15 protein-coding genes are annotated in these 12,817 nt (G+C 41.2%); 5 read left to right on the top strand and 10 right to left on the bottom strand.

The genetic code is table 11. The features are described 5' to 3' along the window. Positions 1-19 precede the first annotated feature (19 nt). The 3 genes from ytvA to BK049_RS10465 all read right to left on the bottom strand — a co-directional run bounded on the left by ytvA (position 20) and on the right by BK049_RS10465 (position 2,577). Positions 20-808: a YtvA family blue-light photoreceptor gene (gene ytvA / locus BK049_RS10475; protein ID WP_083381113.1), complete on the bottom strand. Its 789-nt coding sequence runs from the start codon at positions 806-808 to the stop codon at positions 20-22. 151 nt (positions 809-959) lie between these two features. Next, a complete protein-coding gene (locus BK049_RS10470; protein WP_217265634.1) occupies positions 960-1,820 on the bottom strand; it encodes a Cof-type HAD-IIB family hydrolase in 861 nt (286 codons plus the stop codon). Positions 1,821-2,220: 400 nt separating this feature from the next. After that, positions 2,221-2,577, bottom strand: coding sequence for a hypothetical protein (locus BK049_RS10465; protein WP_071168454.1), 357 nt, complete (start codon positions 2,575-2,577; stop codon positions 2,221-2,223). A 117-nt stretch (positions 2,578-2,694) separates the two neighbouring features. On the opposite strand from BK049_RS10465, the gene BK049_RS10460 reads away from it, so the two are divergent. Then, positions 2,695-3,105 (top strand): YwpF-like family protein, encoded by a 411-nt coding sequence (locus BK049_RS10460; protein ID WP_008354847.1) that lies wholly within the window; start codon positions 2,695-2,697, stop codon positions 3,103-3,105. A 32-nt stretch (positions 3,106-3,137) separates the two neighbouring features. Here the strand turns inward: BK049_RS10460 and mscL are convergent, their stop codons facing one another. Both mscL and fabZ read right to left on the bottom strand, forming a co-directional pair. After that, positions 3,138-3,530 carry a large conductance mechanosensitive channel protein MscL gene (gene mscL, locus BK049_RS10455; RefSeq protein ID WP_071168453.1) on the bottom strand — a complete coding sequence of 131 codons (393 nt, stop codon included), beginning with the start codon at positions 3,528-3,530 and terminating at the stop codon, positions 3,138-3,140. A gap of 125 nt (positions 3,531-3,655) precedes the next feature. Next, positions 3,656-4,090, bottom strand: a complete 435-nt coding sequence (gene fabZ / locus BK049_RS10450) for a 3-hydroxyacyl-ACP dehydratase FabZ (RefSeq protein WP_008354851.1) — start codon at positions 4,088-4,090, stop codon at positions 3,656-3,658. 219 nt (positions 4,091-4,309) lie between these two features. On the opposite strand from fabZ, the gene BK049_RS10445 reads away from it, so the two are divergent. Then, complete coding sequence (locus BK049_RS10445) at positions 4,310-5,365, top strand: tetratricopeptide repeat protein (RefSeq protein WP_008354853.1); 1,056 nt, start codon at positions 4,310-4,312, stop codon at positions 5,363-5,365. Between the two features lie 14 nt (positions 5,366-5,379). Here BK049_RS10445 and BK049_RS10440 read toward each other — a convergent pair whose 3' ends face one another. From BK049_RS10440 to spoIIID, 4 genes are all read right to left on the bottom strand, one after another. Then, positions 5,380-6,198: a flagellar hook-basal body protein gene (locus BK049_RS10440; protein ID WP_008354855.1), complete on the bottom strand. Its 819-nt coding sequence runs from the start codon at positions 6,196-6,198 to the stop codon at positions 5,380-5,382. 30 nt (positions 6,199-6,228) lie between these two features. Further along, positions 6,229-7,068, bottom strand: coding sequence for a flagellar hook-basal body protein (locus tag BK049_RS10435; protein WP_008354857.1), 840 nt, complete (start codon positions 7,066-7,068; stop codon positions 6,229-6,231). 134 nt (positions 7,069-7,202) lie between these two features. Then, positions 7,203-8,204, bottom strand: coding sequence for a cell shape-determining protein Mbl (mbl, locus tag BK049_RS10430; protein WP_007497573.1), 1,002 nt, complete (start codon positions 8,202-8,204; stop codon positions 7,203-7,205). Positions 8,205-8,388: 184 nt separating this feature from the next. Further along, entirely contained in the window at positions 8,389-8,667 is a 279-nt protein-coding gene (gene spoIIID / locus BK049_RS10425) for a sporulation transcriptional regulator SpoIIID (RefSeq protein WP_008343327.1), read from the bottom strand. A 347-nt stretch (positions 8,668-9,014) separates the two neighbouring features. Here spoIIID and BK049_RS10420 point away from each other — a divergent pair, with 347 nt between their 5' ends. The 3 genes from BK049_RS10420 to BK049_RS10410 all read left to right on the top strand — a co-directional run bounded on the left by BK049_RS10420 (position 9,015) and on the right by BK049_RS10410 (position 11,340). Continuing rightward, positions 9,015-9,428: a MarR family winged helix-turn-helix transcriptional regulator gene (locus BK049_RS10420; protein WP_071168452.1), complete on the top strand. Its 414-nt coding sequence runs from the start codon at positions 9,015-9,017 to the stop codon at positions 9,426-9,428. 15 nt (positions 9,429-9,443) lie between these two features. Beyond that, on the top strand, positions 9,444-10,631 hold the full coding sequence (locus tag BK049_RS10415; protein ID WP_071168451.1) for an MFS transporter: 1,188 nt from the start codon (positions 9,444-9,446) through the stop codon (positions 10,629-10,631). A 109-nt stretch (positions 10,632-10,740) separates the two neighbouring features. Then, complete coding sequence (locus BK049_RS10410; protein WP_034738166.1) at positions 10,741-11,340, top strand: undecaprenyl-diphosphatase; 600 nt, start codon at positions 10,741-10,743, stop codon at positions 11,338-11,340. Positions 11,341-11,378: 38 nt separating this feature from the next. Here BK049_RS10410 and BK049_RS10405 read toward each other — a convergent pair whose 3' ends face one another. Next, the gene (locus tag BK049_RS10405; RefSeq protein ID WP_071168450.1) at positions 11,379-12,764 is read right to left on the bottom strand and encodes an MFS transporter; all 1,386 of its coding nucleotides are present in this window, start codon (positions 12,762-12,764) and stop codon (positions 11,379-11,381) included. Between the last annotated feature and the right edge of the window lie 53 nt (positions 12,765-12,817).

Here is a 12,817-nt window from a genome sequence, read left to right as displayed (position 1 = left end):
ATTTTCATATGAAAAAATGTTAAATTTGCAGCTTTTTCAAAGCAGATTTTACATTCATATACGTATTCAAATCACGGAAGTCTTCTCTCATTTCTCCCATTTTCATCGCAAGATTTGGTTTAATTCCTGTCACAATCAGTTCAGTGCCAGTCATTAAAATCAAATCGTTCAACTTAAAGATGGCATCCGCCACAAATGAATCGACCTCTAATAAACCGGACAGATCCACAATAAAATAATCGTCCTTGGATTGAGAGATATAGGTGGAGACCGTTGAAATGATTTTATTAAATCTTGGCGCTGTTAACGTACCAATGATCGGTAACACAGAGATACCATCCTTCACCGGAACAATCGGTACAGAAATATTCAACACTTCATCAATTGATTGCTCAAGAAGCTCCTGCTGTTCCTTCTCCTTCGTGACATCCTTTTGCAGACCAACGAAATAAAGACGTTTCCCTTCATTTTCGTCTATCCAAAGAGGAGCCACACTTAACTCGTTCCAAAACATTTGTCCAGATTTTTTATAATTTTTCAGCTGAACAGTGACAGCCTCTTTGTTTTCAATGGCTGCCCTCATTTGTTTTAACACGATTTGCTCAGTTTCATCCCCTTGAAGGAAACGGCAATTCTTCCCTAATACTTCGGTTTCTTGATAGCCTGTCATATCTAAAAAGCCCTTGTTCACATATATTAAAGGATTATCAGGTAAAGACGGGTCCGTTACCGTCAGGCCAACCTGAGTATAGTCTAAGGCTTCCTTGATTAAATGCAGATTTTCGGACTTATAAGATTCCAGCGCCATTCGTGTACTCTCCTTCATTTCCTTACAAGCGGGTTATACTCATAATGAAATTATATGATGTTCCACACCAGGTGTAAATAGAAGTAGTTCTGATTTCTCTTTTGTAGAATGCGCTTCATCCTATAAGAATTATACAAAACACCCAATTCGTCTATTTCAGCAGATGTTGAATCATATGCGCCACACCATGTTCATCATTTGTTAACGTGACATGGTCGGCTAGTTCTTTTATATCCTGTCTCGCATTCCCCATTGCAACACCAATACCAGCTGCCCGAATCATGGATTCGTCATTTAAACTGTCTCCTACAGCCGCTGTTTGGCTTAGAGGAATACCGAGCTTTTCCGCCAGCCTTGTCAATGCCTGCCCTTTTGACGCATCCTTTGAACCAATTTCAAAGTTATGATCAGCCGAACTGACCAATGTTAATTCTGAATCATGTCCAAACGTATCCCACCCGGCTTTCAATCTGTCTTGGAAGAACGAAAAGCCTAAGATGTTGTAAAATGACAGCTTTTGATCCTCACGAAACAACTCTTTATATGTATCAATATAGGCAAAGCCCGACTGGCTGTATTGCACTTCAGCCGCTTGCTTCAGGACATTCGTATCCGTTTCTGGATTTGCACTCTTTAAGCGGTCCATTTCGATGGCAAGAAGCTCTCTGCCGCGGTTCGGTGTGAAAATGGCCTCATTCGTGAAAACTTCATAGTAGTAATCACGCTCTTCAAGCCATGATAAGATGTGTTTTGCTTTTTCTTCGGTTAAAGCAGCCGAATGGTACACCTGCCCATCTGGATCATGAATGACAGCTCCATTTGCACTAATCACCCACGTATTCATACCTAGCTGGTCAAAAATAGATTTCACATCAAAATACGCTCTTCCTGTTGAAACGACAACCTCAATTCCGCTCGCGGCTGCTTCCTTTAATGCCTGCTCGTTTTCCTGACTGACTTTGTGTTCACTGTTCAATAAGGTTCCATCTAAATCCGTTGCGATTAATTGAATGTTTGTCATCGGTCTCTCCTTTTTTGACTTCATTTTCAACTGACATTCCGTTTGTTACATCCATCATCATTATGAAATGAGTATCCACTATTTGCAAGAGATGATCGGCTTATCAGTCAATAAAAGGGTACCCGGTCATGAACACATAACCGGGTACGTATAAGGGGAGACAGGGGACACATGACCTTTACAAAAAAGCATCGGTTTCTATTACGCAGTGTAAATGTGCACAAGGCAGTGTCTATCAGCTTTAGCTAGAGGGGGGCTGTCAGATGCTAGACCTTTGCCTTTTGATTCAAAACTGACCTCCTTTCCTTTCAACTAGCCCTAGTCTACTAAGAATAAGCGCAGCAGACAAAACACGAAAATGGCAAAATAGCCCTTCAAATTCTCTATTTCCTCACTCATTTTTGTTTTTTACCGCTTGTGTATAAAACATCATCTTGTTTTGTTTGACGAAATACTTATTTTTCATAAATTGATAAAAAACATCTGAATGAATCCAATTACTAGCAGGCATGTGAATATAATCAGATCCGTCCCACGCAAACCAATAAAAACAAAGCCGCCCGTCATGAATCGACAATTGGAATTCAAAGCAGTCCATTTGATCGCCGGTGACGTATTGAAAAGTGAGAGACTCGCCTTCCTCCATATACACATCACAAAATGAGAGAATGTCTCCCCATGAATACACTCTCATATCGCGTTCCTTTTCCTTACCAATATGTATTTTTCGCAGTTGATAGGACGTCATAAAACATCTCCTTTCACTAATGTACTGCCTGTTCTGAGTAGGCAGCGGTTTCATTTATACAGATGTTGTATGCTATAATGATACATACGAATAATGAACGCTTGTGAGGTGATAAATATGAAAACCTTTAGGCTGATTGATTTAAAAATCGAACTTGATCCAAAACAAGATAAAATGTCCAGCATTCCCCTTCGAGACGGCTTAATCATTAATAAAGAAGACGGCGAAAATCACTGGATGATCGAGGCACTCCTTCCAAAGAAACATAGACAGGTGTTTGAGGTACTCTTTCAGCAGCATACAGAAGTGAAGATTCTCGTGACGATCACAAAAGAAAACAATCGCCCGGTTCATCTATCTGTCCAAGTCAAAAACATCGTTGCCTTAGAAGAAAATATTTCTGTGCTACTCGATGGTAAAATGATCACAAATCGTTACAGAACAGAAACCGAAGAAGTATTAAAGGACCTCGTCAAAGAGGGACTTTCAGGAGAAAAACTGCTGGATGCTTTTAAACAAAACACATAAAAAAAAGAGCGGGTTCAGCCGCTCTTTTTCTATTACACATCTTTCGATTGGCTTTGATTTTTCAATAGATCTCTAATTTCCGTTAGCAGCACTTCCGTTTGATCTGGTGTTTCCACAACTTCTTCTTCCTCTACCTTTTCTCGTTTTAATTTATTTAAATAACGAATAAAGATAAAAATGGAAAACGAGATAATTAAGAAATCGACCACTGTTTGAATGAAGTTTCCATACAAAATTTGCGCAGAGCCGATTTTAATGGACAACCCGCTAAAATCATGTCCACCAATTATAATCCCGACAAGCGGCATGATCAAATCATTCACAAGAGAAGTGACAATTTTGCCAAATGCTCCCCCAATGATGACACCGACAGCGAGGTCAATGACATTCCCCTTGACTGCGAACTCTCTAAACTCTTTCAGCATCCTTATCACCTTCATCTTTTTTGTCTAATATGACGTTTTTTTGTCAAAAATGCAAGTCCTTATCCGTTTCGACTGAACTTCCCCATTAAAAAAAGCGGTTCATGCAAGATGAACCGCTGGATCAATCACGATACTTTAGGACCGATAGAAAATGTAAGTTCTGCTTCACATGCCACTTCGCCATCCACCGTTGCTACCGCTTTTCCTTTGGCAACTGGACCGCGAAGACGCGTCACTTCAACCTCTAAACGAAGCTGATCGCCAGGCTTGACCTGTCTTTTGAATCGGCAGCTGTCAATCCCTGCAAATAGACCAATTTTCCCTTTGTTTTCTTCTTTGCCTAACATAATCACCCCAAAAACCTGTGCAAGGGCTTCTACAATCAGCACACCCGGCATGACTGGGTATCCTGGGAAATGGCCGTTAAAAAATTCTTCATTCACTGTCACATTTTTAATTCCGACCGCTCTTTTCTCACCATCAACCTCTAAAATACGGTCGACCAATAAGAATGGATAACGATGTGGTATCATTTCTTGAATTTGCTGAGCATCAAGCATGTCTTGATCTCTCCTTCTTTTCTATATCGCTGATCTTCATTTGATTCCTCTAGAAGTATATTATGAATGCGGTCATTTTTCAATGTCCAGTCAACAAATATGGTAAAAAGTAACATCTACCATTACCAATTGTCATGAAATATAATCCACACTACACTCATCGTTTTTTCACAAATATGGTAATATATATTACATCATTGATTGAATAAGAGGGTAAAAATGAATTTTATGAGCGATAAATCCATTAAAAAACTTCTCCATTCGTGGTATACAATGCTGAAGCATCGACATTTTTCGAAGGCTGAAGAGATGAAAACGACCTTACTCAAATATAAACGCAGATTATCGAAAAAACAGGAGCTCTATTTACATTATCAGCTTATGCTTTTTCGCCATCAGCTCTGGATGAATCAGAATGAGGACTTAGAAAAACTCAAACATGAACTGATGCAGCACAAGGATCAAATGAACGAAGAACTGCAATATTACTTCTACTTCTTTCTCGGACTATACGAATCTTTAAAAAGTGATCAACATGATGCCATTCACTATCTTGAAAAGGCAGAGGAAAAACTGCCATTACTAAACGATGAGCTGGAAGAAGCAGAGTTTCATTTTCGTACAAGTGGTGTTTATTACAACAACCGCTATTCGTTGTTATCCATTCGTCATGTTCAAACAGCCATGGATATCTTTGCAAAGCACGGAGATGTCCATAGCATTTATCGGTGCAAGATTGTGCTCGCACTTAACTTTAGCGACCAAAAAAAATATGAGGAAGCTGAAGCTATTTTTAATGAGATTATCGAATACGTGAAAATGATTGACGATCAGGAACTGCTCGGCATTGTTTATTATGACGCTGGTTTTATTCAATCGAGACAAAACCGTCATAAAGAAGCACTTGAATACTTTAAAAAAGCGCTTCGTCTCCCAGCATACCGAAAGTCGGCACACTCCTACGTATCGTGTCTCTACGAAACAGTGCGCTCCTGCTTTAAAGAAAATTTAACCGATGAAGGAATGAGGTATATTCAAAAGGGGCTAAAAGAAGCGGTTGATTCCCAGTTTGATCTATTAAGAATCAAGTTCCAAATCTTATTCCTTCTTTACAGCCAAACACCTAAGGCAGATGAGCAAATTGCCAATCTCGTCACATGTCTTGAACGAAAAGAAGCCTGGGTTGATCTTGAGGATTTGCTTGCAGATGTCTCAGATTTTTATAAAAAAAAGGGCGACTTTGAGCGAGCCGCCTTCTTTATCATGAGAGGCTGATATCAGCCTGCTCATTATCTAATCGTATTGATTAACCCTAGCATCTGATCGCCCATCGTAATGGTTCTTGAGTTCATCTGATACGAGCGCTGTGTTGTCATGAGGTCTGTTAATTCTTTAGACATGTCCACATTCGAGGTTTCAAGCGCACCTTGCTGAAGCTGAATCGCTTGGCGGTTTGCCCCATTCAGTGCCGTTAATGCGCCTTGATAGTTGCCGTCTACTGAGAACAAATTATCTCCTTCAGAGATGAGCGCTGAAGAATTATTCACTTGTACAACTCCCAGATTCACCTGCTGATTCGGTTGATTATCTCGAGAAACTGCCGTAAGCCGTCCATTCTTATCGATAGAAATATCGCGGAAATTCGCATTTAAGACGATCGCATTTCCGTTTTCATCAAGAATTGGATAGCCTTCGCTTGTCACAAGCTGGACCTGATTACGATTGTTACCTGGCTGTAAATAAAGAGAGCCGTCTCTTGTATAACGGATATTACCGCCGGCATTGACCTGCAAATACTGCGATGGTGCACCAAATGCAACATCAAGATCACGGCCTGTTTCTTTAATAGAGCCTTGCAATGAGTTAATGGATGCATTGACCATTGTACCAGTTCCAAGCCTTAGCCCGGCAGGTGTTAAACGACTGTTTGCCACCTGCTCATTTTTTTCATCAACCTGATCAAACTGCTGCCTGATCAGCTCTGAGAATCGGGTGTTTTTTGCGCGATAGCCTGTTGTTTCACTGTTGGCAATGTTATTACTGATGATATCAAGCTGCTTTTGCACCTCGTTCATCGACACTGCTGCATTGATCATCGTTCTAAGCATGAGAATCCTCCTTTCTCTTTCTTTTCTTCATTAGTACACTCTTCCAATTTCATTCACAGCTTTTTCTAAGCTTTTATCATACGCCTGAACCACTTTTTGGTTTGTTTCGAATGCTCGATAGGCTGTAGTCATTTCAGTATACGATTTCGTCACATCAACGTTCGACAGCTCTGATACACCTTGGCTTAACGTATAGGACACTTGACCGTTATTGACTGCACTTGGCAGAGGCTGGTTATCAGCTGTACGGTATAAATCATTTCCTTCACGCGCAAGGTTTCTTGTATCCATCGCAACACGTACATCAATTTGTCCGAGATTTTGTCCATTTTCACTCACAGTACCATCTGCATTCACTTTAAAATTCTCACTTTGAACTGTTATCGGCTGGCCCGCAACTGAGAGAAGGGGACGGCCATTGATGGTCAACTGATTTTGGTCGTTCAATGTAATGGAACTGCTTTTCGTATAACGAACGCCTTCTGGTGTATTCACAGCATAAAAAAGCGCTGACTTTTGATTTGTCTCCGGGTTGATGGGTACATTATTTTCTACTAATGCAATATCAGTTGTTTGATCCGTTGTTTTTAATGTTCCTTGGGTAAATTGAGGAATCAATTCCTGCATGTATGTCCCCGTATTAATACCGCCAATCGCCGTTTGCTGCGGGATACTAAAGCTTTTGCCTGAAGATGTTTGGAAACGTCCCGATTCCATTCGGCTCAGCAGCATTTCGGGAAACGCCCGCATAGCTCCTTCATCCGCTTTATAACCTGGTGTATTCGCATTTGCGATATTATTTGAAAGCATTTCTGTCCGCCGCTCTTGAGCGATCATGGCAGATGTTGCGGTGTATAATCCTTTTAACACATGCTCACCTCATTCAAATTCTTTCACATGACCTAAAACCATCAGTACACAATCTTCTAAGAAATATATCGGCATATTTGCAGGCTTCTTTAATAAAAATCCCTCATTCTTTCTAAAAAGAATGAGGGAAATCATTAGCTGAGTTTACGCTTTGGCAGCTTGTCCATATTATCAAGCATCACGCCAGTACCTACTGCTACACAATCCATTGGATTTTCAGCAACGAAAACTGGTACTTTCAGCTCTTCTGCAAGCAATTGATCAAGCCCGTTTAGAAGCGCTCCGCCACCTGTAATGATGACGCCGCGATCAATGATATCAGCTGATAATTCAGGCGGTGTTCTTTCAAGAACTTGTTTGGCTGCCTGAACAATCGCAGATACAGATTCACGTAAAGCTTCTTCTACTTCTTTGCTTGTGACGGTAATTGTTCTTGGTAATCCTGTCACCATGTCTCGTCCACGAATCGAAATCTCTTCGTGACGTGCGTCTGGGAATACCGTTGCAACTTGGATCTTAATGTCCTCTGCAGTGCGCTCACCAATCAACAGCTTGTACTCTTTTTTAATGTAGTTTAGAATTTCCAGATCAAATTTGTCTCCAGCCATTTTAATAGAAGAGGCGGTCACAATGTCACCCATAGAGATGACAGCGATATCTGTCGTTCCGCCTCCAATATCTACGACCATGTTTCCACTTGGCTGAAAAATATCCATACCAGCACCAATGGCTGCTACTTTTGGCTCTTCTTCAAGAAATACATGCTTCCCGCCGCTTTTTTCAGCAGCTTCTTTGATCGCTTTCTGCTCAACAGATGTAATGTTTGTCGGGCAACAGATGAGCATACGCGGCTTTGAGAACAGCCCTTTCACATTTAATTTGTTAATAAAATGCTTGAGCATTGCTTCAGTTACTTCAAAATCAGCAATTACGCCATCTTTTAATGGACGAATCGCAACAATATTCCCAGGCGTACGTCCAACCATACGTCTCGCTTCTTCTCCAACAGCCAATACTTTTCCGCTGTTTTTGTCAAGAGCGACAACAGATGGTTCATTTAACACAATTCCTTTTCCTTTGACATGAATCAGTACATTGGCAGTACCTAGATCAATTCCAATATCCCTAGCAAACATCTATATATATCCTCCTTGATAATCTGTTTCCATAGCAAATACCACATTCTACCCTAATTATATATTCTATCATAATTTGAAGAAAAAAAGATATTTCTTTACAAAAGTCTTTACAAAATTTGTGGTTAGAAACTACCGATAAGAGGAAGATATATATATCATGTTTATGAACAAAGAACTAAGCTTACTGTTTCACAGGCTCGCCTTCTAAAATTTCTTCTTTTTTATACTTTAACTTGGTGGCTTCTCCTCCTCGCAAGTGGCGGATTGATTTATGATAATCCAGTATCTCCTTCACTTCATTAGCCAGATCTGGATTAATTTCTGGCAGTCTTTCTGTTAAATCCTTGTGTACAGTACTTTTAGAGACTCCAAATTCTTTCGCAATTACACGAACGGTTTTCTTTGTCTCCACGATATACTTTCCTATCTTGATTGTTCGCTCTTTGATGTAATCGTGCACACCACTCGACCTCCCTAAAATGGATGTGAGAAGTGTGAAATGAGATCCGTATCAATATTATCTATTTTCAGAGGCGCTTGTTCGTCTTAATTTCTCATCCATTAGGTAGTAAATGCCAAACACGATCCCTCACCTCAAACACTCTCTTTGTCAGGTTTGTAACAGTGTATTAGCATTGCAGAGGGAATATGCTAAAAATGAAGTGGGACAAGGGATTTATCAGAAAAATGCAAAACAAAAAATCATTTCGAGTGGCGAACATTTCCCCTTTACAAGCAAAGGTGTAACACGTAAAATAGGAAAGGTGATTTTATTTACCTAGCTAAATATTTAATGAAGGTGAGCATATGGATACATTAAACAGACAGTGTTTACATCAAATACATCAAAGCGCCCGGCTGCTGTCTAAAAAGGCGAACGAAGCGCTTGCTGCTTATGACTTGTACATGTCCCAGTGGACTGTACTTTTTTGTTTGGATACATTCGGCCCGAAAACACAAAAAGACATTTGGACCTATTTGAACGTCGAAGCACCGACCATTACCCGAACCGTTACGCGCCTAGAAGCAAACGGCTGGGTGAAGCGTGTCCAAGGAACAGACAAACGTGAAAATCTCATCGTCATGACAGATGACGCAAAGGCCCGTTTTGAAGAAATCAAACAGACGATGGAACAATTTGAAGAAGAATGTCTTTCGGATTTTACCCGCGAAGAAAAACAACTCCTCCATACACTTTTACACAAATTATCAACTGAATAGGAAGTGACATACATCATGAACGAACGTATTTGGACAAAAGACTTTATCATGATTGTCCTGGTGAATTTATTTACCTTCACCTCTTTTTATGCCCTTTTGACATTGCTGCCCATTTACACAATGGATGAACTAAATGGAACAGAATCACAGGGCGGCCTCCTTGTGACGGTCTTTTTATTATCTGCCATTGTCACGAGGCCATTTTCTGGTGCCATGATTGAGAAATTCGGCAAAAAACGCATGGCGATCTTCTCTTCAACGGTCTTTGCCTTACTCACTTATTTATACATTCCGATTGATCAATTCCAAACGCTTCTGATCCTGCGTTTCGTACAGGGGATCTTTTTTAGCATTTTGACCACAGTAGCCAGTGCCATTGCGGCCGATATGATTCCGAAACATAAACGCGGGGAGGGTCTTGGATACTTTGTGATGTCAATGAACCTCGCCGTAGTTATCGGTCCGTTTATCGCACTGAATCAAGTAGGAAAAATAGGTTTCCATTCTTTATTTCTTCTCTTTTCCATCATTGTCACCATCGGAGCGGCTTTTACGATGTTGATTAGACAACCAGAGCCTGCAAACGGCGGCAGCGTCATCTTTCGATTCACTTTTTCTCATCTGTTTGAAAAAGGCGCCTTAAAAACGGCGGCAGTTGGAATCATTATCTCTTTCTGTTACTCGCCGATCATTTCATTTATTTCAGTCTATGCCAACTCCCTTCATCTGATGGGGGCAAGCAGTTACTTCTTTATTGTTTTTGCAGCTGCGATGCTCGGTTCACGTCCATTTACAGGGCGACTGTTCGACCGAGTCGGACCTCACATTGTGATCTATCCATCTATCGCTCTTTTTGCAATTGGTTTATGGATGCTGACCGCTACACATTCAGCCACAATGCTTCTTCTATCAGGTGCTGTCATTGGTCTTGGCTACGGCTCTTTGGTACCATGTCTGCAAACCCTTGCGATTCAGCACTCACCAGCTCACCGTACAGGCTATGCAACCGCCACTTTCTTTACCCTGTATGATACCGGAATTGCTGCTGGCTCATTTGTATTCGGTCTCCTTGTCAGCTTCACAGATTTTTCAAATGTGTATCTCATTGCAGGCATTGTCGTTTTACTCAGTATGGGTGTTTTTTATTGGAGCGAACGAAAACCGCAAGAAGCAAAAACACAAAAGGTTTCCCTATCAGAATAGGATACTGTTTTAAACTTCACCGAAAACATGCTAAAATATAGGATGTTTCAAATGGACATACAGACCGTTTGAAAAATAGGTGGCGTTAAGCGAAAGTATAGGTGATGTTTTGAATTACGAATTGTTTAAAGTCATACACGGGATGGCTCATCATTCTGAGTTTTTAGATCAGACCATGATTTTCATTACAAAAAAGGCCCTTCTCGTGTATGCCCTTGTCTTATTGATTTGCTGGTTTTTAGGTAATCACACATTTAAGAAGCACGTCTTCTTTTCCGGTGTAACAGGCATCGTGGCACTTGTCGTCAATTTTGCCATTACGCTGTTTTATTATGAAGAGCGGCCGTTTGTGGCGCATAAAGTCGACACACTCATCCCGCACTCAGCAGACGCTTCCTTCCCAAGTGACCATACAACAGGCGCACTGGCTCTTTCATTAGCCATTAGATCCCGTAATAAAAAGCTCGGCAACATATTGCTCGTTTTTGGATTACTTACAGGGTTCTCCCGCATCTGGGTCGGCCACCATTATCCATTTGATGTTTTAGGCAGCTTAATCGTATCCATTGTGGTTGTCTTCATCATGAATAAATTATGGAAGTTCTTTGACTCTCCAATTGATCGCATCGTGACATTTTACGAGGCCATTTTGGGAAAAATATTCAGAAGGAAGCAAAAGGATCAAGGCTCTGACCTGTCCAACTCTTAAGCGGCTTGTGATAAAGTGATGAAGATGTCTCTTCTCCTTTATCCAGCCGCTTTTTTGATTGTTTGTCTTCCTCTGACCATACTTGAAAAGTAAAGACTGACACCAATACCGATCAGAGAAATCATGATCAATGTCCAGCCTAATTGTTCAAAATGAGAACCCGCAATTTCCTCACCAAACAGCATCCCAAGCACGGCAGATGACAAAATGGAACCAAGGTACCGGCATGTTTGAAAAAGTCCAGATGACGTGCCAATCATTTGCTGAGGGCTTGCTTTTAGCATCGCAGCTTGAAGCGCAACATTCCCAATGCCGTAACTCACTCCAAGCAATGAAAGGACCACTCCTTTTCCCCATAACGGCGCAGGAATAAAAAAGAAAGTCATGGCTGAAGCCCCGGCCAGCATCAGCACAGCACTTGCTAAAACAGGATGACGTTCATCCCCGCGATCCACCCACTTTCCAGTCAGCGGCGATACAATGATGCTCATTCCTGACATGCACAGCATAAAGAGACCCGTCATCTCCACACGCCAGCCCAATTCATCCTGAAAATAACTAGGCAAACCAAAAAAGAGACAATAGAAGAAAATATTCAAAATGATAAATTGCACATACACAAGTGACAGCCGCTTCTCTTTTCGAAACATCCGAATTTGAATGAACGGTTCATCCACCTTGTGTTCCCACCAAACAAAAGCACCTGCACTCAAAAGACAGAGAATGCCCTGTACATACTGAATACCATCAGCAAATGATAATAAAAATGAAAGCAGCGATACAATACAAGCTGTAAAAAGAAGCATCCCTGGCAAATCGAGCTTACGTACCATTTCTCCTATGCGAAGCTTTTTCTTCTTCTCCTTAGGAAATAAAGAAAGACCAAGGAAAAAACTGATCAATATAAATGGCAGATTCACTAAAAAGATCGCCGGCCAGCTGCCAATTGTCATTAAAAAACCGCCAAGCGTTGGCCCAAGCGCTGTCATCGCTGAAGCAAAGATGGACAATACCGCTAAAGCCGAAGCCTGTCTTTCCTTCACATGATCCCGAATGAGCCCGACGCCAGAAGGATAGATCGCGCTGCTTCCAATCGCCTGCAGCAGCCGAATCACAATCAGCACAGCAAATGTCGGGGCAAACGGGGCACAAATAGCTGAGACTGCCACTAGAGCTAGTCCAAATAAAAATAAGGTTCTCCTGCTCATCACATGATCTCCAATCCGTCCGCTCACTGGCTGCGTGACCGCACTGGCCAAATAAAAGGTTGAAATGAGCCAGGATACCGTCGTAAACGACAAACCGAATTCATGCTGAATTTGATGCAAGGCCAAAGAAATCATCGAGGAATTCAGTGGATTTAACATCGTTCCAAATGCGATAGCAGTTAAAAAAACTTTCCGGTTGTTTTTCCATTTGTTCATACACCGGCTCCTCCTTGTAAAATGGCATGTTATTGGCCTGTTCTTCCGTTATT

Origin of the sequence: Bacillus xiamenensis (assembly GCF_001857925.1) — a bacterium.
Classification (GTDB): domain Bacteria; phylum Bacillota; class Bacilli; order Bacillales; family Bacillaceae; genus Bacillus; species Bacillus xiamenensis.
This window is presented reverse-complemented; position numbering and strand designations above follow the sequence as displayed.

Coding starts and splice junctions, on each gene's coding strand:
- BK049_RS10460 (WP_008354847.1), top strand. CDS start 2,695: ATGAAAACCTTTAGGCTGATTGATTTAAAAATCGAACTTGATCCAAAA.
- BK049_RS10445 (WP_008354853.1), top strand. CDS start 4,310: ATGAATTTTATGAGCGATAAATCCATTAAAAAACTTCTCCATTCGTGG.
- BK049_RS10405 (WP_071168450.1), bottom strand. CDS start 12,764: ATGAACAAATGGAAAAACAACCGGAAAGTTTTTTTAACTGCTATCGCA.
- fabZ (WP_008354851.1), bottom strand. CDS start 4,090: ATGCTTGATGCTCAGCAAATTCAAGAAATGATACCACATCGTTATCCA.
- mscL (WP_071168453.1), bottom strand. CDS start 3,530: ATGCTGAAAGAGTTTAGAGAGTTCGCAGTCAAGGGGAATGTCATTGAC.
- BK049_RS10465 (WP_071168454.1), bottom strand. CDS start 2,577: ATGACGTCCTATCAACTGCGAAAAATACATATTGGTAAGGAAAAGGAA.
- BK049_RS10415 (WP_071168451.1), top strand. CDS start 9,444: ATGAACGAACGTATTTGGACAAAAGACTTTATCATGATTGTCCTGGTG.
- mbl (WP_007497573.1), bottom strand. CDS start 8,204: ATGTTTGCTAGGGATATTGGAATTGATCTAGGTACTGCCAATGTACTG.
- BK049_RS10440 (WP_008354855.1), bottom strand. CDS start 6,198: ATGCTTAGAACGATGATCAATGCAGCAGTGTCGATGAACGAGGTGCAA.
- ytvA (WP_083381113.1), bottom strand. CDS start 808: ATGGCGCTGGAATCTTATAAGTCCGAAAATCTGCATTTAATCAAGGAA.
- BK049_RS10420 (WP_071168452.1), top strand. CDS start 9,015: ATGGATACATTAAACAGACAGTGTTTACATCAAATACATCAAAGCGCC.